A 22,471-nucleotide genomic window follows, 5' to 3' on the forward strand; every position below is an offset into this window, starting at 1 on the left:
CCTGACTTACTTTAGTGTGAGACTCTTGATACTTTCGCTATCTGATCCGAGGATCAGCTCGCTTCCATCAAGCGCCCACACTTATCGGCTGTTAATTTTTAAAGAGCATTCTGCGAGGAACTTCGTGTTTCCCGGCAGCGCTGCGTTTTCAGCAGCAGAGAAGCGAGATTATGAACCGTGTTTCGCAGTTCGTCAACAACTTTTTAACACCATCGTTGCGACTGCGGGGCTCAACTTCCAGGCTAGTGGCGCGCTCCAGACTTCAGCACACCACCCGCCCTGCTTCCCTTCTCCCGCGCCGCGTTTCCGTTAGCGCGAAAGAGGCGTGATTGTAGGCAGCCTCTTCGATCTGCGCAAGGGGTTTCTCGAAAAATATAAGGCCCCGCACGCTGCCGCGTGCGGGGCCTTATATGGAAGCAGCCGAACCGTCAGGCCGCCGCGCGCACCTGGCGCGCGACGATCTCCATATAGTGATCAAGATCCGGCGTCACCTTGCCTTCCTCCTTCGCCGTATCGTCCCAGCGGCGCAGACGCAGCGCCGCCTCCGCGAACGGGCGCTGCAGGAACGCCGCCGTCTCCTCTTCGCTGAAGATGCCGCCCTGCAGCGCGAGGCTGCGCACCGAGTCCGGCGACAGGCTCTCGAAGTAGCCGGCGTCCGTGCGGCACAGGCAGCGCTTCGCGTCGACGTGCAGCCGGATCGGCTCCAGCACGGCGTCGGAAAACAGCGGCCGCAGGAACGGCAGCACGTAATACTGATGCAGATCGTCGATCCCGCGCGCGCTCGGCGTCTCGCCCTGGCGATTCAGCAGATGCCCGAGGTCATGCAGGAACGCGGCCGCGACCAGCGCTTCGTCAGCCCCCGCCTCTTCGGCCAGCAATCCACTCTGCAATGCGTGCTCGAGCTGCGTGACCGGCTCGCCGCTATAGGCCACATGGCCATGCTCGCGATACAGCCCGTGGATCTCTTCCACCGTCAATGCCATTCACTCACTCCCAAGGCAGCGAAAACGTCTTCAGGTTCGTGAAGCTCTTCATCGCCTCCTGAACGCCTTCCTTGTAACCGAGCCCCGAATCCTTGATCCCGCCGAACGGCGACAGCTCGATCCGGTATCCGGGCACTTCCCATACATTCACCGTGCCGACGTTCAGCTCGTTCACGAACCGCACGACCGCCGCCGTGCTGTCGGTACAGACGCCGGACGACAGCCCGAACGCCGTCCCGTTGCTGATCCGGATCGCGTCGTCGATCGTGTCGAACGTGATCACCGGCGATACCGGGCCGAAGGTCTCCTCGCGCACGATCGTCATCGACGGGTCGACGTTGTCGAGCACCGTCGGCGCATACAGCGCGCCGCGCCGCACGTTGCCGGTCAGCAGGCGCGCGCCCCGCGCGACCGCCTCCTCCACTCGCGCCTCGAACAGCCGCGCCGCTTCCTCGTCGATCACCGTGCCCATCTCGTTCGCGGGATCGAACGGGTCACCGTACTTCCATGCGCGCGTCTTCTCGACGAGCAACTCGGTGAACGCGGGCGCGATCGAGCGCTGCACCAGCATCCGCTTGACGGCCGTGCAGCGCTGCCCCGAATTCCGGTACGAGCCGAGCACCGCCAGCGACGTTGCGCGATCGAGATCGGCATCGTCGAGCACGATCAGCGGATCGTTGCCACCCAGTTCCAGCACGATGCGGCGGTAGCCGGCACGCGCAGCAATCGCCTTGCCGATCGCCACGCCGCCCGTGAAGGTAATCAGCGACGCGTGCGGGTGCGTGACCAGTTCGTCCGCGATCTCGCGCGGATCGCCGGTCAGCACCTGCAGCATCGGCTCCGGCAAACCGGCTTCGTACAGCAGGTCGGCCAGGTAGAACGCCGACAGCGGCACCTTCTCCGACGGCTTCACGATCACACGGTTGTTGGTCGCGATCGCCGGCGCGATCTTGTGCGCCACCTGGTTCATCGGATGATTGAACGGCGTGATCGCGACGATCACACCGTCGAGCGGCTGGCGCTGCGAGAACACGCGGCGCGCCTTGCCATGGGGCGTCAGATCGCACGAGAAACTCTGCGCGTCGTCGCGCAACGCCTCGACCGCCGCAAACTTCAACACGTCGGCCACGCGGCCGATCTCGTAGCGGGAATCCTGTTTCGACAGCCCCGATTCGAGCGTGATCAGGTCGGAAGCTTCCTCGGTGCGCTCGCGCAGCAGCGCGGCCGCACGCTCGAGGATCTGCGAACGCTCGTACCGCGTGAGCGTCGGCCGGTACGCCATCGCGTAGTCGAATGCCGTGCGCACATCGTCGACGCTCGCCAGCGGCGCCGTCCCGACGCGCGTGCCGGTGTAAGGGTCCATGACATCGAGCGTGCGTTCCCGCGTCGCGCGGGTGCCGCACCAGCGCAGCGCCTCCGCACGAAACGCCGGATGATCGTGTCGGGGATGAGCCATCATGTCGCGACCCGGTTCAGCACGAAATCGAACACGTCGAAGTTGCGCGGGCGACGCGCAGGATCGATCGGCTCGATACGGCGATTGAACAGCAGCGGTACTTCCTGCTCCGACACGCCGCCATGCGAACGCAGCGGCACCGTGAGGCCCGACAGATCGTGTTCGCGCTCGCGCGTGCCGAGCGTCATGTCGCGGCGGCCGATCACGACGAGATCGCCGATCCGGTCGGCCGGCAACTCGAAACGGGCGGCGGCTTCCGCGTTGTCGAGCACGAGCTCGACGCCGTCGAGGCCGCCGACGCGCCACATCGCCTCGGCCCGGTCGACGCCCGGCGCCAGATAGACGGTCGCAAACGAGCCGAGCGCGCCGTGGTGCACGACGTACGGATCCGTGATCGGCAGGATCACGCGCGCGGCCTGCACGCCGTACCAGCTGTCGAATGCATCCTGCAGATAGATGACGTTCGGCCGGCCTGTCGCAGGATCGTGCTTGGCGTTCATCCCGTGGTCGGCCGTGAGGCCGATCGCCCAGCCGAGCGCGTCGAGTTGCGCAAGATAGCCGTCCATCATCGCGTAGAACGCGTTCGCGCCGGCACTGCCCGGCTCGCACTTGTGCTGCACGTAATCGGTGGTCGACAGGTACATCAGGTCGACCTGGCGCGTCTGCGCAAGCCGCACGCCGGCCGCGAACACGAATTCGGACAACGCCGCGCTGTAGACGTCCGGCGACGGCAGGCCGACCCAGTCGAGCACGTCGACGATCCCGTTTTCGGCGAGATTCGCCTGCGCGGCCTTCTCGGCCGAAAAGCAGATGCCGTTCAGCTGCCAGCCGAGCAGCCGGCGCAACTTGTCCTTCGCCGTCACGACGGCGACCCGCGCACCCGCGTCGGCGGCCGCCGCGAGCAGCGTGCCGGCCCGCAGGTAGGCCGGGTCGTTCATCATGACTTCCGCGCCGCGTCCGCCGTCGGCGGCCGGATCCCAGAAATAGTTGCCGCAGATCCCGTGGACCGACGGCGGCACGCCGCAGACGATCGACAAGTTGTTCGGGTTGGTGAAGGTCGGCACGACGCAATCGGCGCGCCAGGCCGTGCCTTCCGCGATCATCCGGCCGATGAACGGCGCGACGCCCGCGGCCACCGCCCGTTCGAGATAGTCGTACTCGCAGCCGTCGACGCAGACGACGACGGTCGGCTCGACCGGCAGCCGGTAGTGACGGCCGTTGACGTCGACGGAACGTCCCGCGAGACCCGTCGATGCGCCGGCTGCCGACGCTTCACCAGGCTGGCGCAAGGCGAACGCGGCGTTCATGATGCCACCCGCTTGCCGCGCGGCACGCGCGCAGCGATCAGCAGCAGCGCCGCGAGCGACGCGCCGAGCATCAGCAGCGACAGGGCCGATGCCGGAAGGTAATACCCGCGCTCCACCTGGCCGATCACGACGATCGGCACGGTGGCGAAGCCGGGCGGATAAACCGTGAGCGTCGCGCCGAGCTCGCCGAGCGACAGCGCGAACCCGAGCGCGAGGCTCGCGCGCAGCGCCGGCACGAGCTGCGGCAGCAGCACGCGGCGCAGCACCATCGCGGGCGGCGCACCGAGGCTTGCCGCCGCCTCGCGCAGCACGGTCAGTTCCGGACGCAGCGCGGCGGCCGCGCAGCGATAGCAGAACGGCAAAATCAGCGCGAGCTGCACGAGCACGACGATCGCCGCCGAACTCGACAGGTCGACCGGCTTCTGGTGATACGCGATCAGCACCGCGAGCCCCAGTACGACGCTCGGCACGCCGTTCGGCACCATCACGAGCGCATCGACCACCGCGCCGAGGCCGCGCCGGTCGCGCCCTTCGAGCGCCAGTGCAAGCCACAGCCCGAGGACCGTGCCGACCGCCGACACGCCGAAGCCGATTTCCAGGCTCGTCAGCAGCGCATCGTATTCCGGCGACCCGAGCCGCTCGAACCAGCGCAGGCTGTAGCCGGCCGGCAGAATCGTGCCCGACCACTGCGTCGACACGCTCGACAGCGCGACGACGATGACCGGCAACACGAACAGCCAGAAGCACGCGAACGCAGCCAACGCGAGCGCCGCGCGCGACGCATGCTTGAGCACCGTGTCGCCCCAGCCGATCTGGTGGCGCGGCACGGCTTGCCCGATACGAAATTCAGCGGACATCGTTTCCTCCCGTCGCACGCCGGTTCACCCGGCGATAAACCGCATACAGCGCCAGCGACAGCGCGAGCATCACGACCGCGCCGGCCGACGCGGTCGGCAGATCGAGGTCGACCGTCGCGCTGCTGTAGATCGCAACCGGCAGCGTCACGAGCCGCGCGCTGCCGAGCACGAGCAGAATCCCGAATTCGTTCAGCGTCAGCAGGAAACACAGCACGGTGCCGGCGGCGATGCCCGGCCACGCGATCGGCAGCACGACGCGACGTGCCAGCATCCAGCCGGACGCGCCGAGGCTGCGCGCGGCTTCGATCAGCCGCAGATCGAGCGTCGCGAACGACGCGAGCGTCGGCCGCACGACGAACGGCGTATAGAACACGGTCTGCGCGAGGATCACGCCGCCGATGCCGAACAGGAAGTTCAGCGGCGGCTCCTCCAGATGGAACAGGTGCTGCAGCGCGATGCTGATCGACCCTTGCGAGCCGTACAGGAAGATCAGCGTGAACGCGACGAGGAACGACGGGAACGCGACGTACAGCTCCAGGAAACGCGTGACGAGCGACGCGCCCGGAAACGGCTTGAAGAACAGCAGTGCAGCCAGCAAGACGCCGAGCACCGACGCCGTGCCGGCGCTCGCGAACAGCACGCCGAGTGTGGTCAGCATCACGCTGCGCGTGTCGGGGTTGCCGAAGAACGTGCGGTACGCGGCGAAACTCAGCCCGTGGTCGCCCGACACGCTCAGCAGCACGAGCCGCACCAGCGGATAGACGACGAGCGGGCCCAGCAGGACGGTCGCGAGCGCGGCCAGGTGCAGATCACCCATGCGCTTGCGGCGCCGCGCGGCGGCGGCGTGCGCGGCGGCCGACGCGAGCACGTGCGGCGGCAGGCCGGCTTCAGGGCTCGATAAGGACGACATCGTCTGCCTCGCAATGCAGGGAAACGCGCGCACCGCGCTCGGGAGCCGCACCGCGGCCGCGTTGCATCGTGACGCGCACCGGCTCGTCGGGGGCCGCATCGATCGTGACCGCGATCGACAGGTCCGCGCCCTGCCATTCGACGGACGATACCGTGCCGTGCAGCCCGCCCGCGGCGGGCGGCATCAGGGTCAGGCGCTCGGGGCGCACGCAGGCCACCTTGCCGCGCACTTCGTGGCGCGGATCGCCGAGCGGGAAGATCACGTGCGGCGGCAGCAGGTTCGCCGGGCCGAGATAGCGTGCGACGTAGCCGTCCTGCGGCGCGTCGTACAGCTGCTGCGGCGTACCGAGCTGCGCGATGTGGCCGTCGCGCATCAGCAGCGCGCGATCGGACAGCACGAGTGCGTCGTCGCGGTCGTGCGTCACGCAGACGACGGTCAGGTTCGGCAGGCGCTCGTGCAGCGCCTTCAGTTCGCTGCGCACCGATGCGCGCAGGTTGGCGTCGAGCGCCGACAGCGGCTCGTCGAGCAGCAGCACGTCCGGCTCGATCACGAGCGCGCGCGCCAGCGCGACGCGCTGCTGCATCCCGCCCGACAGTTGCGCGGGCAGGTGATGGCCCGCATCGCCGAGCTGCACGAGCTTCAGCGCATCGGCGACGCGGCGCGTCACTTCCGACGACGCCATGCCGCGTGCGCGCAGCCCGAATGCGACGTTCTCGAACACCGTCAGGTGCGGGAACAGCGCGTAATTCTGGAACAGCAGACCGAGATTGCGCTTGTGCGGCGGCGCATAGGTCAGGTCGCGTCCGGCCACGGTCAGCGTGCCGGTCAGGCCGTCGGCCTTCACGAACCCGGCGATGAAGCGCAGCAGCGTGGTCTTGCCGCAGCCGCTCTTGCCGAGCACGGTCAGAAATTCACCGGCACCGATCGACAGCGACAGATCTTCCAGCACCGTGCGTGCGCCGTAGCGCACGCTCAGGTGTTCGATCTGCACGCCGCCCGGCGCGCCGGACCGCAGCGTTGCCTGCGGTTCGGCGGCGCCGAATGCGCCGGGATGGGTCAGGGTGGTGTCCACCGGGTTCATCCTCTTGCTCACAAATACAGGCGGCGTGCGCCGATCACTTCGGCTTGACGACGTCGAGCTGCTTGCCCGAGCTGCCGATCACGTCCTTCTTCCAGCGCTCGATCCACACCGGCTTCTTCGCCATCACCTGGGTCCAGTCGACCGGGATCAGCTTCACGCCCGAAATCGCCTTCTTGACCGCCTCGCCGTTCTTGCCGGCCAGCGGCACGTCCGTGCGGCCCGGGATGCCGTACATGTCCGGCACCTTCGACTGCACGTCCGTCGACATCAGGTAGTCGATCAGTTTCTTGCCGGCGTCCTGGTTCGGGCCGCTCTTGATCAGGCCGATGCCGTAAGGGAGCTGGAACGTGGTCGGCTGGTCGCCTTCCTTCGCGGCCAGGAAGATCGGCTTGACGGACAGCGCGCCGTGTTCGGCGTCGTCGAGGTCCATCTGCAGGTCGCCGTTCGCGACGCTGATTTCGTTACGCGACAGCAGCACGTTCAGGTAGCCCGTGCCCTTCGTGTGGAACTTCACGCTCTGCGACAGCTTCGCGAGGTAGTCGAACGCCTTGTCCTCGCCCATCAGCGACGTCGTCAGGATCAGCACGGCCATGCCGTCGCCGGCGGTGGCCGGGTTCGAGTACGCGACCTTGCCGGCGTAGGCCGGCGCGAGCAGGTCGGCGAACGTCTTCGGCTGGTTCTTCACGACATCCGGGTTGATCGCGAACGAGAAGTAGTTGTTCACGAACGTCGCCCACGTGCCGTCTTCAGCCTTCGCGATGGCCGGCACGTTCTTGTAGTTCACGCTCTGGTACGGCTGCAGCAGGCCCATCTGGCCAGCTTGCTGAATGAACGGCGGCAGCGTGACGATCACGTCGGCCTTCGGGGAGTTCTTCTCGATGTTCGCGCGGTTGACGACTTCACCGCTGCCCGCCGTCACGATGTTGACCTTGACGCCTTCCTTCTTCTCGAAAGCCGGCAGCACATCGCGATAGAGGTTCTCGAGACCGTCTGCCGTATACAGCACGACCGCGCTCGCCGCATGTGCGGGCAGCGCGGCGCCCATCAGGCCGGCGACGCTGGCGGCCAGCGCAAGCTTGCGGAACGCGCCGGCAGCGGCGCGCGAGGGTTTCTGCAGTGTCATCTGACTTCTCCGTAGGCGGAACACCAAATGGCCGGGGCACGATCCGGCTCTCCTGTTATCTCCGGGCAAGGCCGATCGACGGCCCGCCTCGCTACCGCGCCGAGGTGAGGTTTCGCGCGGCAAGCGAAGGATCACAGCGTTCGATGACAAACCCGTGACGAATGCGGCAATTTCCAAAAAATGACACATTTTGCCAATATCATGCAAGTCATTCAGAAATGCCGCACGGCGTTTCTTCCGACCTTTGCAGAGGAAAACCATGTCCGATCCGATTCTTCTTACGCCTGGCCCGCTCACCACGTCCGCCACAACGCGCCACGCAATGCAACACGACTGGGGCTCGTGGGATGCCGCGTTCAATCAACTGACGGCCAGCGTCTGTGCGGATCTCGTCGCGATCGCGCACGGCGGCGATGAATACGTGTGCGTGCCGATGCAGGGCAGCGGCACGTTCTCCGTCGAAGCCGCGCTCGGCACGCTGGTGCCGCGTGACGGCGTCGTGCTGGTACCCGACAACGGCGCGTACTGCGCGCGCATCCTGAAGATCCTCGGCCGGCTGGGTATCGAAGCCATCGCGTTGCCGTTCGGTGAAGATGCGGCCGTCGATCCGGCCGCGATCGAAGCCGCGTTCGTGCGCGAGCCGCGCATCACGCACGTCGCGCAGGTGCATCTGGAGACGAGCGCCGGGATCCTGAACCCGCTGGACGACATCGCCGCCGTGTGCCGGCGCCACGGCAAGCGGCTGATCGTCGACGCGATGAGCTCGTTCGGCGCGCTGCCGATCACGCTGGCCGGCAGCGGCATCGATGCGCTGATCTCGGCGAGCGGCAAATGCCTAGAAGGCGTGCCGGGGATGGGGTTCGCGATCGTGCGGCGCGACGCGCTCGACGCGAGCGAAGGCAACTCGCCGTCGCTCGCGCTCGATCTCCACGATCAATACGCGTACCTGCGCAAGACGGGCCAGTGGCGCTTCACGCCGCCGACGCACGTGATCGCCGCGCTGCGCGCCGCACTCGATCAGTACCTCGCCGAAGGCGGCCAGCCGGCGCGCGGCGCGCGCTATGCAGACAACTGCCGGACGCTGGTCGAGTCGATGCACGCGCTCGGCTTCACGCCGTTCCTCGATGCGCGCGTGCAGGCGCCGGTGATCGTCACGTTCCACGCGCCCGACCACCCGGCCTACGATTTCCGCCGCTTCTACGACGCGGTGCGCGACGCGGGCTTCATCCTGTATCCGGGCAAGCTCACGCAGCTCGAGACGTTCCGTGTCGGCTGCATCGGCGCGATCGACTCGAACGACATCCGCCGCGCGGTCGCGGCCATTGCGCAGGCGGTCGAATCGCTCGGCATCGCGGTGCAGCGCGCGTAAGCGCCATACCAAGCCAGCCGACTCATCCGCCGGCGCGCGCACGCAAAAAAGCCCGGCGGCCTTGCGGCTGCCGGGCTAACGCACAGGATCTGCGTGGAGCCGGTGCTTACAGCTCGATCCGCTTGATGTCGCCGACCACGAAGATGTACGACGCCGCGCCGACCAGCGCGATCACGCCGATGAACACGAGCGCGCCGACGAACGACCCGGTCGACGCGACGATGAAGCCGACCACGAGCGGCGTGACGATGCCCGCCAGGTTCGCCGCGAAGTTGAAGATGCCGCCCGTGACGCCGAGCAGGCCGTCCGGCGCGATGTCCGACACGAGCGTCCAGCCGAGAGCAGCCATCCCCTGCGCGAAGAACGCGACCGACATGATCGCGATCACGGCCTCGTTGCTCTGCACGTAGTTCGCGAGAATGATCGTCGATGCGAGCAGCAGGCCCGCGATGATCGGCAGCTTGCGCGCGAGGTTCGCGGACTTGCCGCGACGCAGCAGCCAGTCGGAGAAGATCCCGCCGAACATCACGCCGACCGACGCGGCGATGAACGGCATCACCGCGAAGAAGCCGATCTTCAACCAGCCCATGTGGCGCTCGGTGGCGAGGTAGGTCGGGAACCAGGTCAGGAAGAACACGAGCGTCGAGTTGCCGGCGAACTGGCCGAGGCAGATGCCCGCGAGCTGGCGCTTCTTCACCAGTTGGCCGACCATCGCCCAGCTGAACTTGGCCTGCGCCGGCTTGTCGCCCTTGTCGCCGCTCTTGCGCGCACCGTGCACGAGACCGCCGCCCGCCTCGATATAGGCCAGCTCCTCCGAATTCGCACCCGGATGGTTGCGCGGCTCGTGATAGAACTTCCACCAGACCAGGCCGAACACGATGCCGACCGCGCCGACGACCCAGAACAGCGAGCGCCAGCCGAACGCCCCCATCAGCGCGAACAGCACCGGGCTGAAGAATGCGAGGCCGATGTACTCGCCGACCGTGTAGGTACCCGTCGCCATCGCACGCTCGTTCTGCGGGAACCACGTCGCGACGACGCGGCTGTTGGTCGGGAAGCACGGCGCTTCCGTCACGCCGAGGCCGAGCCGGCAAGCGAGCAGCGTCGCGACGCCCGGCACGAAGCCTTGCAGGAACGTGCACAGCGACCACAGCGTCATCGACCAGTAATAGGTGATCTTGCTGCCGAAGCGGTCGAGGAACAGGCCGCCGGGAACCTGCATCGCGACATACGTCCACGAAAACGCGGAAAACATGATGCCCATCACGGCCGCGTTGATGCCGAGCTCCTTGGTGAGCTGAGGCGCAGCCACCCCCAGCACGGTGCGGTCGAGATAGTTGATCATCGTGCCGATCGCGAGCAGCGCGAGAATCTTGTAGCGCGCCGAAGTGCGCCGGACGGTGCCGGACGCCTGCGCCGGCGCGGCGCTCGTGTGAGTGGTGTGCTGCATGGTCGTCTCCTGGTCTCTCTTTCTGGAATAGGTCAGCGCGCGACGAGCGACTGAAAGTGTTCGAACATCCGCTCGGCGTCGGGCGTGCGTCCGGTGAATATCTCGAACGCGTCGACCGCCTGGTAGACGGCCATCCCGCCACCCGGCAGCGTGGCGCAGCCGGCCGCGCGCGCCGCGTGGATCAGTTCGGTTTCGAGCGGGAAGTACACGATGTCGGCCACCCACATGCCCGCGTGGAGCAGTTCGGCCGGCAGCGGCAGGCCCGGATGCTTGGCCATGCCGGTCGGCGTGCAGTGGATCAGGCCGGTCGCCGCGCGCATCGCGGCCGCGAGATCGTCGCCCTGCACGACGCGTGCCGCCGGGAAACGCTGCTGCAGCTCGGCGGCGAGCGCGGCGGCGCGCGTGCCGTCGACATCGAAAATCGTCAGTTCGGCCGCGCCCATCTGCAGCGCTGCGTGCGCGACGGCCGCGCCCGCGCCGCCCGCGCCGAGCTGGACGACGCGTTCGAGCGACGCGCCCGGCAACCCGCGGCGGAACGATTTCGCGAAACCGGACCAGTCGGTGTTGTGGCCGATCCGCTTGCCGTCCTTGAACAGCACGGTGTTCACCGCGCCGAGCGCGCGTGCGTCGTCCGACAGTTCATCGAGGTGTTCGATCACGCGCTGCTTGCACGGGTGCGTGATGTTCAGGCCGTTGTAGCCCATCCGCTGCGCGGCATCGAGCAGTTGCTGCAGCGCGTCGACGGTCACGCCCAGCACGTCGAGATCGATGCGCCGGTAGACATAGCCGAACCCCTGGCGGAATCCTTCTTCCTCGTGCATCGCGGGCGACAGCGAGCCGCCGATGCCCTGGCCGATCAGGCCGATCAGAAACGACGGGCGGCTCATCGTGCGGCTCCCTGCGCGAACAGCGTCGCCAGGCGCTGCAGCGCGAAGAGGTAGCCCTCGGTGCCGCAGCCGCAGATCACGGCTTCGGCGAGCGCCGACACATAGGAATGGTGCCGGAACGCCTCGCGGCGATGCACGTTCGAGATATGCACTTCGATCACCGGCTTCGCGATCGCGGAAAGCGCATCGGCCAGCGCCACCGACGTATGCGTATAGGCGGCCGGGTTGATCACGATGCCGTGCGTGTCGTGACGCGCGGCGTGCAGCCAGTCGATCAACTGGTGCTCGGCGTTCGACTGGCGGAAGTCGATTTCCAGCCCGAGCGCCTCGCCCGCCGTACGGCAGCGCTGCTCGACGTCGGCCAGCGTTTCCGCGCCGTAGATATGGGGCTCGCGGGTGCCCAACAAATTCAGGTTCGGGCCGTTCAGCACGAGCACCTTGTGCTTGCTCATCGTGTTTCTGCTCCTGAAACAGGGGCAGACCACGATCGGCGCCGCCCCGAAGACATCGGAATGTGGCGCTAGTGTGCGCCCGTGCAAGCGGGCTGTCTTTTCGGGTTTTCGCTAATTTGTACCACCTAGTTAGTTTGTACAATATGCATCACCCGCCTAGTAAATTCGGGATATGGCGCCTGTCATGAACTCAACGACTGGTTCATTCAGGGCCGGTTCGGCCAACGCCATGCCCGCTCATCCTCAGGAATCGCCCATGCAGCGCTCGATCGCCACCGTGTCACTGTCCGGCACGCTCGCCGAGAAACTCGCCGCCATCCAGGCCGCAGGCTTCGACGGCGTCGAAATCTTCGAAAACGACCTCGTCTACTTCGATGGATCGCCGGCCGACGTCCGGCGCATGGCCGCCGATCTCGGCCTCGACATCGTGCTGTTCCAGCCGTTTCGCGACTTCGAGGGGGTGAGCGCGGCCCAGCTCGCCCGCAATCTCGACCGGATCAAGCGCAAGTTCGACGTGATGCATGCGCTCGGCACCGACCGCATCCTGGTGTGCAGCAACGTATCGGCCGACACGATCGCGGACGACGGGCTGCTCGTCGACCAGCTCGGCGCGCTCGCCGAAGCCGCGCGGCAGGCCGGTGTGGTCGCCGCGTACGAAGCGCTCGCGTGGGGGCGCGTGGTGAAGCGCTACGGCCATGCTTGGAAACTCGTGAATGCCGTGAACAGCCCGCACCTCGGCCTGGCGCTCGACAGCTTCCACACGCTGTCGCTCGACGATTCGCCGGACGCGATCGCGGACATCCCCGGCGACCGGATCGCGTTCGTGCAGATCGCCGATGCGCCGAAGCTCGCGATGGACGTGCTCGAATGGAGCCGCCATTTCCGCTCGTTCCCGGGCCAGGGCGACTTCGACCTCGCACGCTTCACCGCGCGCGTGATCGAGTCGGGCTATACGGGGCCGCTGTCGCTCGAGATCTTCAACGACGGCTTCCGCGCGGCGCCGACCGCGATCACGGCGGCCGACGGCCATCGCTCGCTGCTCTATCTGGAAGAACTGACGCGCGAACGGCTCGCGCAGGACGGCCGCGCGCCGGCCGCCGACCAGCCGCTGTTCGCGCCGCCGGCGCCGCCCGCGCACGTCGGGTTCCAGTTCATCGAATTCGCGGTCGACGCGCAGGCGGCGGCGACCGTCGGCGAATGGCTCGGCCGGATGCGCTTCCGGCTCGCGGGCCGCCATCGCTCGAAGGACGTGACACTGTTCCAGCACGGCGCCGCGTCGATCGTGCTGAACGCCGAGCGCGACTCGTTCGCCGACGCGTTCTTCCAGCAGCACGGACTGTCGCTGTGCGCATCGGCATTCCGTGTCGACGACGCGAAAGTGGCGTTCGAACGGGCGGCCGGCTTCGGCTATGCGCCGTTCTCCGGCCGCGTCGGGCCGAACGAGCGCGTGCTGCCGAGCGTGCAGGCGCCGGACGGCAGCCTCGAATACTTCGTCGACGAAGCGCCGAACGCGCCGACGCTGTACGAATCGGACTTCGTGCTGACCGACATCGACGGCCCGAGCGAAGTCGGCCCGCTCACGGGTATCGACCACGTGTGCCTCGCACTGCCGGCCGACGCGCTCGATACGTGGATCCTGTTCTTCAAGACGGCATTCGGCTTCGAGGCCGAGCGCAGCTGGCTCGTGCCCGACCCGTACGGGCTGATGCGCAGCCGCGCGGTGCGCAGCGCCGACGGCTCGGTGCGGATCGCGCTGAACGCGTCGGTCGACCGGCACACGGCGGTCGCCGAATCGCTCGACCGCTATCACGGCACGGGGCTGAACCACGTCGCGTTCCGCACCGACGACATCGTGAAGACGATCGCCGCGTTCGCGGCCGACGGCATTCCGTTCCTGCGCATTCCGCCGAACTACTACGACGATCTCGCCGCACGCTACGCGCTGCCGGACGACCTGATCGACACGCTGAGCACGCATCACCTGCTGTACGACCGGGACGAACACGGCGGCGAATTCCTGCATGCGTATACAGAACTGGTCGACAACCGCTTCTCGCTCGAGATCGTCGAACGGCGCGGCGGATACGACGGCTACGGCGCGACGAATGCGGCCGTGCGGCTCGCCGCCCAGGCGCAGCGCAGGAAATAAGGGAAGGAAGCCGACAGGGATTCAAGGGGCGCATCGGAATCGCGCCCCGCGGCCGCCTCAAAGGGCCACATCCGGCGCGCGCGATCGTGGTGAATCGCTCGGCCGCGCCCCCGCCCGCACGGCTCGCCGCGAGCGGGCCGGAAACCGCATTCCATCGGGCGTTACATCCGGTAACCCGTACCGCAGCGCAGCATCGCGTCGCCCCGTGCGGTTTTAAGAATCGCTTAAGTCTTCGACGGCACCATCCGCAACCAGTACCCGATGGTTATCTCGAAAAGGAGGAAAGCGATGAGCGCCGTAGAAGCACCCGCGGGCCGCCCGGCCGCGCCCCCTGCAAAGAAGACGATGCTGCGCCGCCTGCTCAGTCATCACGAAATCGCGACGCTGCTCGTGCTGCTGCACGCACCGATCGGCGCCAATGCCAAACCCGAACTGCCTGCGCTACAGGAAGCCGGTCTCGTCGAGATGGTCAAGCTCGACACCGAAACGGCACCCAGCTTCCGGCTGACCGAAGACGGCACCGCCGTGCTGAAAGGGCTCGGCTACCGCTGAGCCGACGTCTTCATCCCTTTCCCGCTTTCCCGCATCACCCCGATTCCCAGCGACCCGCCGGCCCTGTCGGCGTGTCGCGTCACCCTGCCCGCTCCTGCAGCATCAACCGGTATTCCGTCGGCGTGACGCCGACCGTCGCCTTGAACTGGCGCGTGAACGCGCTGTGATCCGTATAGCCGCATAGCGCCGCGACGTCGGTCACCTTGTCGTGCGTGACGAGCAGCGCGGTGGCCGCATCGAGCCGTGTCTTCAGCAGCACCTGGCGCGGCGTCAGGTGGAACACCTTGTGGAAGTAGCGTTCGAGCTGCGCGACCGACATCCCCGCCATCTGCGCGAGATGCTTCAGGTTCAGCGGCTGCACGTAGTGATCCTGGATGTGCTGGACGACGTCGGCGAGCCGGCTGTACGCCGGGTGCGATCCCTCGTGCGCCTTCAGGTCGCGCGAGATGCCCGCGAGGCCGACCACCCTGCCCGCGGCGTCGCGCAGCGGCTCCTTGCAGGTCAGGCACCAGCCCGGCTGACGGCCCGGATACAGGTGCAGCTCCAGCTGGTCCATCAGTTGCTGGCCGGCATTGATCGTCGCCATGTCCTGCTCGAAATAGCTGCGGCCGAAGCGGCGCGGAAACACTTCGTCGGCCGTCTTGCCGAGCAGGTCGCGCTTGTCCTTGTAGCCGCAGCGCATCGCCAGCGTGCGATTGACGATCGCGTAGCGGCCGCTCGCATCCTTCACGAAGAAGGCGACGTCCGGCAGTGCATCGAACACCGGTTCGAGCAGGCGGAAGTGCGCAAGCATCGCGCCGAAATCGGCATTGTCGGGCTGGTAGCGCAACGGTTCGGACAGGCTCATGGGCGGTACGGCAAGCAAGGGCGTCATCCCGGCAACCGCAATGCGAGTGGCAGATGGCGTCGATTATAGAAGCGCCCTTCGATCGCGTCGCGCCGATCGCAAAGGCGGGCAAGTTGGCGGCAGCCGGCGCAACGCGCCGCCGATCGGCCGGCATCGTCATGCGACATACGTTGCGTGCGCAACCACTGCGTCGAGCGTGCGGCGGCCGGCCGCGACTCCGCTTGTGTCGACGGAGCCACCTCGCGTGCGCCGGTGCCGGCACGCCACGCGGACTGGCGCACTCGCACACCGGCACGGTACGCCCGAACTCGCCAGCATAAAAATGCGAACGTGCAGCGTCTTGGCGCGTTTGCGCATTCGGCGTGACGATTTCGGCATATATCAGGGTTATCGACGATATGCCGATATCGTCGCCGGCCGCGCATCGAACGCGCAAGACGCACGCATTTTCGCTATCTAGACTTCGCTTCACGGTCACGAGACGACCTCACGCCGCGGCAGCAATCGGCATGCGTGGCCTGCGGCATCCGCCATCCGATACGCCGATTCCGGCACAGCCCGGGCAGCACGCGGCACGCACGCATGGCCCTCGCATCGGCCTGCCGACTGAACCGTCTCGCCCGGTTTACCGGCGCCGGCCCGCCAGCCGGCGGCGGCCCAACCACGCCATCAAGGGGAAGTGAAAGTGAAGCTGAAGGTATCGCACGTCGCGCTGGCCGCTGCCTGCGCACTGTCGGGCGCGCACGCCATCGCCGCCGACGTCGTCAAGATCGGTTTCGCCGCACCGCTGACCGGCCCGCAGTCGAACTACGGCACGGACATGCAGAAGGGCGTGCAACTCGCGATCGCCGATTTCAACGCGACGCGTCCGACGATCGGCGGCAAGCCCGTCACGTTCCAGCTCGACTCGCAGGACGACCAGGCCGACCCGCGCACCGGCACGACCGTCGCGCAGCGGCTGATCGACGACAACGTCCGCGGGATCATCGGGCACTTCAACTCGGGCACGAGCATTCCCGCGTCCGACCTGTACGATCGCGCGGGGCTGCCGCAGATCTCGATGGCCACGTCGCCGCAATACACGGCGCGCGGCTACAAGACGACCTACCGGCTGCTGACGAGCGACGCGCAGGCGGGCCGTATCGTCGGCACGTACGCGGTGAAGACGTTGCGCTTCAAGCGCATCGCGATCATCGACGACCGCACGGCCTACGGCCAGGGCATCGCCGACGAATTCGCGAAGGCCGTCGAAGCGGCCGGCGGCACGATTATCAAGCGCGACTTCACGAACGACAAGGCGCTCGATTTCTCGGCGATCCTGACCAACCTCAAGGGGATGAACCCGGACGCGATCTTCTACGGCGGCGGCGACGCACAATCGTCGCCGATGATCCGCAAGATGCGCCAGCTCGGGATGAAGTCGGCGTTCGTGACGGGCGAGATGTCGCGCTCGCCGACGTTCCTGAAGGTCGGCGGCGACGCGGCCGAAGGCGCGATCGTCTACATGGGCGGGCTGCCGAAGGAGAAGATGCCGGGCTTCGCCGGCTACGCGGCACGCTACAAGGCGCGCTTCAACGAAGACGTGATCACCTACTCGCCGTACTCGTATGACGGCACGATCGCGCTGCTCACAGCGATGAAGGACGCGAACTCGACCGACCCGAAGGTGTACACGCCGTATCTCGGCAAGGTGTCGGTCAAGGGCGTGTCGGCCCCCAGCATCGCGTACGACACGAAGGGCGACCTGAAGGATGCACCGGTGACGATCTACAAGGTCGAGCACGGCGCGTTCAAGCCGGTCGATACGATCGCCGGCAACTGATCCGCAAGACCCTGCCCCGCGCGGCGCGTCAGCGGCTCACCGGCCGCCCGCGCCGCGCGCCCTTTTGCGTCCGTGTTTGCGTCTGCTCCGACTTCGCGATCCGAACCGTTCCTCGGCGCGCCCCCACGCGCGTGCATTTCGCGCTCCTGTAGAATCCCCCCACCCGCTTTGACGCTTCGTCTCCGCCGCGCCCCATCCCGGTGCGGCGGCGCGTGTTTCGTGCCGCACCCGGCACGCCGCACGCTTCGACGACGCAAGCCGCGCCTTGTCAGTCCATGCCGAAAAGCGGGCCCTGGAGACGCAGCACCGACAACACCATTCGAAAAACCAATCGTCCTGACCATGCAAGCTTCCGAATTGAGCGGCGTGCCTCGCGCCGCCGAACGCGCGCTCACGCGCAGCGACTACAAGACCCTTGGCCTCGCTGCACTCGGCGGCGCCCTCGAGTTCTACGACTTCATCATCTTCGTGTTCTTCGCGCCGGCGATTGGGCAACTGTTCTTCCCGCACGACATTCCCGACTGGCTGCGCCAGCTGCAGACGTTCGGCATTTTCGCGGCCGGCTACCTCGCGCGCCCGCTCGGCGGCGTGATCATGGCGCACTTCGGCGACCTGTTCGGCCGCAAGCGGATGTTCACGCTGAGCGTGCTGATGATGTCCGTGCCGACGCTGCTGATGGGCCTGCTGCCGACCTACGACACGATCGGCATCCTCGCGCCGGTGTTGCTGCTGCTGTTCCGCGTGCTGCAGGGCGCGGCCGTCGGCGGCGAAGTGCCGGGCGCGTGGGTGTTCGTGTCCGAGCACGTGCCGTCGCGCCACATCGGCTATGCGTGCGGCACGCTGACCGCGGGCCTGACGGCCGGCATCCTGCTCGGCTCGCTGGTGGCCGCGGGCATCAACAGCCGTTACTCGAGCGCCGAAGTCGGTGCGTTCGCATGGCGCATCCCGTTCCTGCTCGGCGGCGTGTTCGGCCTGTTCTCGGTGTACCTGCGCCGCTGGCTGCACGAGACGCCGGTGTTCGCCGAGATGAAGGCGAAAAAGGCGCTCGCGGCCGAGATTCCGCTGAAGGCCGTGCTGCGCGACCACGGCCGCGCGGTGATCGTGTCGATGCTGCTCACGTGGATGCTGTCGGCCGCGATCGTCGTCGTGATCCTGATGACGCCCGCGCTGCTGCAGAAGCAGTTCCACCTGACACCCGCGACGACGCTGTTCGCGAACAGCGTCGCGACGCTGTGCCTGACGGCCGGCTGCATCACCGCGGGTTCGCTCGCGGGCTGGATCGGCGCGAAGCGTGTGCTCGCCATCGGCGGCATCGGGCTGGCCGCGTGCTACTACCTGCTGTTCACGCAGGTCGCGGCCGACGCGTCGACGCTGCCGCTCTACTACGGGATCGCGGGCTTCATGGTCGGCACGATCGGCGCGGTGCCGTTCGTGATGGTCAAGAGCTTCCCGGCCGTCGTGCGCTTCTCCGGCATCTCGTTCTCGTACAACGTCGCGTACGCAATCTTCGGCGGCCTCACGCCGGTGATCGTGTCGCTGATGATGAAGTCGAACCCGCTCGCACCGGTGGTGTACGTCGCGGCGATCTGCGTGCTCGGCGCGATCGCCGTGCAGTTCTCGAAGGATGCGAAGGAGGATTCGCCGCACTGAGCGGCGACGGGGCGCGTGCGGCGGCGTCCAGCGCCGCATCGAATGACCGGACGCACACGCGACGCACGCGCGCTCCATGAACAAAGGGCCGAATCCCGCGGGATTCGGCCCTTTTGTTTTGCTTCAGCGCAACGGCAACGGCCCGAGTCGGTGCGATCAGCGCAGGCTGCCGTACGTCGTGCTCGGCCGACGCAGGCCGTCGATGCTCGCGCCGCCGGCGCCGGTGACGAACAGCAGCAGGAAACCGCCGGCGATCGCGATGTTCTTCCAGAAATGGATCACCATGTCGTGCTGGACCGCGGCGTCCGTCGCGTCCCAGAAATTGTGCCCGACCATCGCGGTCGCGACCGTGTAGAACGCCATCAGCAGGGCGAGCGGTTTCACCTTGTAGCCGACGATCAGCAGCAGCCCGCCGAGCCCCTCGATCGCGACGACGATCGGCCCGATCACCTGCGGATACGGCACGTTCAGACCATGCAGGTAGCCGATGAAATCGCCATAGCCGAGCAGCTTCATCACGCCGCCCCACAGGAACAACGCCGCCAGCGCCAGGCGCGCGAAAAAAATGACGCCGGAATCGACGGAACGCGTCATGCCTCTCTCCTCGTATGCAATTCGGCCGGCTGCCCGGAGCACACCCGGACAGCTCGGCGCCGCGCGACCCTGCGGGGCCCGCGGCAAATGGGCCAGCATAGACAGAGTTTCGGCCGTGTCCAAGAAAAAGGTTGTAGCAAATCTTTACACGGCGGCCGCCGCGCGGCCCGATGACGGCGGGATGAAAACGCGTTTAGCCCGCGTCGCTCAACAACACGCCCTTCTTGAAGATGAAGCAGCCGTAGCCGCGCAGCTCGCCGGTGACGATCACCGCGTACGTCTGCTGCGCGCGCTCGTAGAACGCGAACCGCTCGATGCCCGTGAGCGGCACCGAGCGCCCTTCGGCACGATCGATCTCGGCCTGCACTTCGCGCTGTACGGGAGGCACCGCGGCTGCGTCGCCGACGACTTCCATTCGCCACGCGGGGGTGTCGACGTACGTGTCGAGCGGCAGCACGGACAGCACCGCGCGCACGACGCGTGCCGAATCGGCGCCGTCGATCCGCAACGCGCGGCCGACCACCGTGTGCTCCGCGACGGATTCCGCCGGGAAATTCGCATCGCAGATCGCGATTTCGTCACCGTGGCCCATCGCGCGCAGCGTGTGCAGGATGTCGGCGTGCAGCAGCGGGTCGAGATTCTTCAGCATGTCGGCTAGTCTCCGGGATCAGGAACGAACGCATAACGTTACCCGATCCCGGTGGACACTGCGCATGCGTCGCTCGCGTCACGACGCCGCGGCCGGCATTTCGTCGATGAAACCCGTGACCGATGCGAGGCGGCCCGACGCGTCGACGGTGCCGAAGTCCGAACCCTTCACGATCGCCGCGCCGTCGGGCGACACGAGCGCCCACGAGAACCGCAGGTGCTGGCCGAACCCATCGACGTCGGTCGTGCGGCGGAAGCGGAACGCGGGGAAACGCGCCTGCACGGCCGCGATCATCGCGTCGATGCCGGCGTGGCCGTCGCCGGTCATCAGCGGATCGCGATAGGCCGCGTCGCTCGCGTAGGTCGCATCGATCAGCGCGCGGCGGCGCGCGACGTCGGGTTCGTTCCAGGCGTCGATGTAGCGGTCGATCAGGTCGGCGTGAACGGACGAGGCGGATTGGGCGGTGTTCATGGCGAGGCTCCTTGTGTCGATGAGAGGGCGATGTCGCGAACGTGGCGTGTTTCGTGTTCGCGTGCAGACATCGTCGCCTGCCTAGCGCGGGCGGTCGATTACGTGCGGGGTAAGGAAATCGCGCCGGTCGCGTCGAGCCAGTGGCCGCTCCGCACGCCGGACATGATCCGCCATGCTGCAAGTTCTCCTCATCATGGACATCCCGCCGACACTTGCTCCACCGAAATGAAAACGGGCGCCCTCGGGCGCCCGCTTCGTCCGGTGGCAACAGCCGCGCGTGTCAGGTCACCGGCGCCGGATTGAACAGCGTCAGCGCATTCGCGAGCTTCCATTGCTCGGCCCACGTGCGGCGCTTGCCGCTCGCGACGTCGAGCATCAGCCGGAACAGCGCCCAGCCCGTGTCCTCGATCGTGGCCGCGCCGGTCGCGATCTGACCCGCGTCGAGATCCATCAGGTCGTGCCAGCGGCGCGCGAGATCGCTGCGCGTCGCGACCTTGATCACCGGCACCTGCGCGAGCCCGTAAGGCGTGCCGCGACCGGTCGTGAAAATATGCAGGTTCATCCCGGCCGCGAGCTGCAGCGTGCCGCAGATGAAGTCGCTCGCGGGCGTCGCCGCGTACAGCAGCCCCTTCTGCTTCGCGCGATCGCCGGGACGCACGACGCCGGCGATCGGCGCACTGCCCGACTTCACGATCGATCCCATCGCCTTCTCGACGATGTTCGACAGGCCACCCTTCTTGTTGCCGGGCGTCGTGTTCGCGCTGCGGTCGACGCGGCCGCGCTGCAGGTAGCGGTCGTACCAGTCCATCTCGCGGATGATCTCGCGCGCCACGTCCTCGTTCGCCGCGCGCGACGTGAGCTGCGCGACGCCATCGCGCACTTCCGTCACCTCGGAGAACATGATCGTCGCGCCCGCGCGCACCAGCAAGTCGGCCGCGAAGCCGACGGCCGGGTTCGCGGTGAGCCCCGAGAACGCATCGCTGCCGCCGCACTGCACACCGACGACGAGATCCGATGCCGGGCACGTCTCGCGGCGGCGGCGGTTGAGCCGCTCGAGATGCGATTCGGCCATCGTCATGATCGAGTCGATCATCGAGTTGAAGCCGACGTGCGCGGCGTCCTGCAGGCACACCACGCCGCCGTTGTCGGTCGCACCGTCGGCCGCGACCGGAATCGTGCCGGGCGGCAGCAGGCGCTCGGGCTGCAGCTTCTCGCAGCCGAGGCTCACGGTCATCACCTCGCCGCCGAAGTTCGGATTCAGGCTGATGTTGCGCAGCGTGCGGATCGGGATGTCGGCATCGGGCGCGTCGATCGCCACGCCGCAGCCGTACGTGTGCTCGAGCCCGACCACGTCGTCGACGTTCGGGTAGCGCGGCAGCAGCTCGGCCTTGATCCGCTTCACTGCGTGCTCGACGACGCCCGACACGCACTGGACGGTCGTCGTGATCGCGAGGATGTTGCGGGTGCCGACCGAGCCGTCGGCATTGCGGAAGCCCTCGAACGTATAGCCTTCGAGCGGCGGCAGCGGCGGCGCGGCGCGGGTTGCGAGCGGCAGGTCGTCGAGCCCCGGCGGCTCGGGCATGCGCATCGTGCGCTCGTTGACCCAGCTGCCGCGGCGCAGCTCGACCAGCGCATAGCCGATCACCACGTTGTAGCGGACGATCGGGTCGCCGGCCGCGAGATCGACCAGCGCAACCTTGTGCCCCTGCGGCACGCCTTCGCGCAGCGTCAGCCCGTCGGCGAACGTCGCACCCTCGGCCAGGCCGCCGTCGTTGACGACGATCGCGACGTTGTCGTCCGGATGCACACGGATATAGAGCGGGGAAGCAGTCATCGAAATTCCTGGAAGCTATCGGCCATAT

At 67.3% G+C, this 22,471-nt stretch carries 20 protein-coding genes; 5 read left to right on the forward strand and 15 right to left on the reverse strand.

Translation table 11 applies throughout. The annotated features are described in order from the left end of the window. Positions 1-428: 428 nt before the first annotated feature. The 7 genes from CFB41_RS29575 to phnS are packed head-to-tail and all read right to left on the reverse strand — an operon-like array spanning position 429 to position 7,717. Positions 429-983, reverse strand: a complete 555-nt coding sequence (locus CFB41_RS29575; protein WP_089441589.1) for a phosphonate degradation HD-domain oxygenase — start codon at positions 981-983, stop codon at positions 429-431. A 4-nt stretch (positions 984-987) separates the two neighbouring features. Continuing rightward, positions 988-2,442, reverse strand: a complete 1,455-nt coding sequence (gene phnY, locus CFB41_RS29580; protein WP_089459038.1) for a phosphonoacetaldehyde dehydrogenase — start codon at positions 2,440-2,442, stop codon at positions 988-990. Further along, entirely contained in the window at positions 2,439-3,746 is a 1,308-nt protein-coding gene (gene phnA / locus CFB41_RS29585; protein ID WP_089459039.1) for a phosphonoacetate hydrolase, read from the reverse strand. The genes phnY and phnA overlap by 4 nt, the downstream gene beginning before the upstream one ends. After that, on the reverse strand, positions 3,743-4,603 hold the full coding sequence (phnV, locus tag CFB41_RS29590) for a 2-aminoethylphosphonate ABC transport system, membrane component PhnV (RefSeq protein ID WP_060074338.1): 861 nt from the start codon (positions 4,601-4,603) through the stop codon (positions 3,743-3,745). Before phnV ends, phnA begins: the two co-directional genes overlap by 4 nt. Next, positions 4,593-5,513: a 2-aminoethylphosphonate ABC transporter permease subunit gene (locus tag CFB41_RS29595; RefSeq protein ID WP_089459040.1), complete on the reverse strand. Its 921-nt coding sequence runs from the start codon at positions 5,511-5,513 to the stop codon at positions 4,593-4,595. The genes phnV and CFB41_RS29595 overlap by 11 nt, the downstream gene beginning before the upstream one ends. Continuing rightward, on the reverse strand, positions 5,491-6,594 hold the full coding sequence (phnT, locus tag CFB41_RS29600; RefSeq protein WP_069252529.1) for a 2-aminoethylphosphonate ABC transport system ATP-binding subunit PhnT: 1,104 nt from the start codon (positions 6,592-6,594) through the stop codon (positions 5,491-5,493). Before phnT ends, CFB41_RS29595 begins: the two co-directional genes overlap by 23 nt. Positions 6,595-6,628: 34 nt before the next feature. After that, positions 6,629-7,717 carry a 2-aminoethylphosphonate ABC transporter substrate-binding protein gene (phnS, locus tag CFB41_RS29605; RefSeq protein ID WP_089459041.1) on the reverse strand — a complete coding sequence of 363 codons (1,089 nt, stop codon included), beginning with the start codon at positions 7,715-7,717 and terminating at the stop codon, positions 6,629-6,631. A gap of 259 nt (positions 7,718-7,976) precedes the next feature. On the opposite strand from phnS, the gene CFB41_RS29610 reads away from it, so the two are divergent. Continuing rightward, on the forward strand, positions 7,977-9,086 hold the full coding sequence (locus tag CFB41_RS29610) for a 2-aminoethylphosphonate--pyruvate transaminase (protein WP_089459042.1): 1,110 nt from the start codon (positions 7,977-7,979) through the stop codon (positions 9,084-9,086). Positions 9,087-9,192: 106 nt separating this feature from the next. Here CFB41_RS29610 and CFB41_RS29615 read toward each other — a convergent pair whose 3' ends face one another. The 3 genes from CFB41_RS29615 to aroQ are packed head-to-tail and all read right to left on the reverse strand — an operon-like array spanning position 9,193 to position 11,875. Further along, positions 9,193-10,536: an MFS transporter gene (locus CFB41_RS29615; protein ID WP_089459043.1), complete on the reverse strand. Its 1,344-nt coding sequence runs from the start codon at positions 10,534-10,536 to the stop codon at positions 9,193-9,195. A gap of 32 nt (positions 10,537-10,568) precedes the next feature. Further along, entirely contained in the window at positions 10,569-11,423 is an 855-nt protein-coding gene (locus CFB41_RS29620) for a shikimate dehydrogenase (RefSeq protein WP_089459044.1), read from the reverse strand. Then, the gene (aroQ, locus tag CFB41_RS29625; protein WP_089441581.1) at positions 11,420-11,875 is read right to left on the reverse strand and encodes a type II 3-dehydroquinate dehydratase; all 456 of its coding nucleotides are present in this window, start codon (positions 11,873-11,875) and stop codon (positions 11,420-11,422) included. Before aroQ ends, CFB41_RS29620 begins: the two co-directional genes overlap by 4 nt. A gap of 256 nt (positions 11,876-12,131) precedes the next feature. Here aroQ and CFB41_RS29630 point away from each other — a divergent pair, with 256 nt between their 5' ends. Beyond that, a complete protein-coding gene (locus CFB41_RS29630) occupies positions 12,132-14,024 on the forward strand; it encodes a bifunctional sugar phosphate isomerase/epimerase/4-hydroxyphenylpyruvate dioxygenase family protein (protein ID WP_089459045.1) in 1,893 nt (630 codons plus the stop codon). A 288-nt stretch (positions 14,025-14,312) separates the two neighbouring features. Beyond that, positions 14,313-14,576 carry a hypothetical protein gene (locus tag CFB41_RS29635; RefSeq protein WP_039367795.1) on the forward strand — a complete coding sequence of 88 codons (264 nt, stop codon included), beginning with the start codon at positions 14,313-14,315 and terminating at the stop codon, positions 14,574-14,576. Positions 14,577-14,655: 79 nt separating this feature from the next. On the opposite strand, the gene CFB41_RS29640 is transcribed toward CFB41_RS29635, so the two are convergent. Continuing rightward, entirely contained in the window at positions 14,656-15,450 is a 795-nt protein-coding gene (locus CFB41_RS29640) for an AraC family transcriptional regulator (protein ID WP_089459046.1), read from the reverse strand. A 658-nt stretch (positions 15,451-16,108) separates the two neighbouring features. Here CFB41_RS29640 and CFB41_RS29650 point away from each other — a divergent pair. Further along, positions 16,109-17,245 carry a branched-chain amino acid ABC transporter substrate-binding protein gene (locus CFB41_RS29650; RefSeq protein WP_089459281.1) on the forward strand — a complete coding sequence of 379 codons (1,137 nt, stop codon included), beginning with the start codon at positions 16,109-16,111 and terminating at the stop codon, positions 17,243-17,245. A gap of 342 nt (positions 17,246-17,587) precedes the next feature. After that, positions 17,588-18,895 carry an MFS transporter gene (locus CFB41_RS29655; RefSeq protein ID WP_089459048.1) on the forward strand — a complete coding sequence of 436 codons (1,308 nt, stop codon included), beginning with the start codon at positions 17,588-17,590 and terminating at the stop codon, positions 18,893-18,895. A 156-nt stretch (positions 18,896-19,051) separates the two neighbouring features. Here the strand turns inward: CFB41_RS29655 and CFB41_RS29660 are convergent, their stop codons facing one another. The 4 genes from CFB41_RS29660 to garD all read right to left on the reverse strand — a co-directional run bounded on the left by CFB41_RS29660 (position 19,052) and on the right by garD (position 22,443). Then, entirely contained in the window at positions 19,052-19,489 is a 438-nt protein-coding gene (locus CFB41_RS29660) for a DoxX family protein (protein WP_069260786.1), read from the reverse strand. A gap of 193 nt (positions 19,490-19,682) precedes the next feature. After that, entirely contained in the window at positions 19,683-20,138 is a 456-nt protein-coding gene (locus CFB41_RS29665; protein ID WP_089441574.1) for an RbsD/FucU family protein, read from the reverse strand. 78 nt (positions 20,139-20,216) lie between these two features. Continuing rightward, positions 20,217-20,609, reverse strand: a complete 393-nt coding sequence (locus CFB41_RS29670; RefSeq protein ID WP_089459049.1) for a nuclear transport factor 2 family protein — start codon at positions 20,607-20,609, stop codon at positions 20,217-20,219. A 280-nt stretch (positions 20,610-20,889) separates the two neighbouring features. Beyond that, on the reverse strand, positions 20,890-22,443 hold the full coding sequence (gene garD / locus CFB41_RS29675) for a galactarate dehydratase (RefSeq protein ID WP_089459050.1): 1,554 nt from the start codon (positions 22,441-22,443) through the stop codon (positions 20,890-20,892). Positions 22,444-22,471: the final 28 nt, after the last annotated feature.

This window comes from Burkholderia sp. AU33803 (assembly GCF_002223095.1).
GTDB lineage: Bacteria > Pseudomonadota > Gammaproteobacteria > Burkholderiales > Burkholderiaceae > Burkholderia.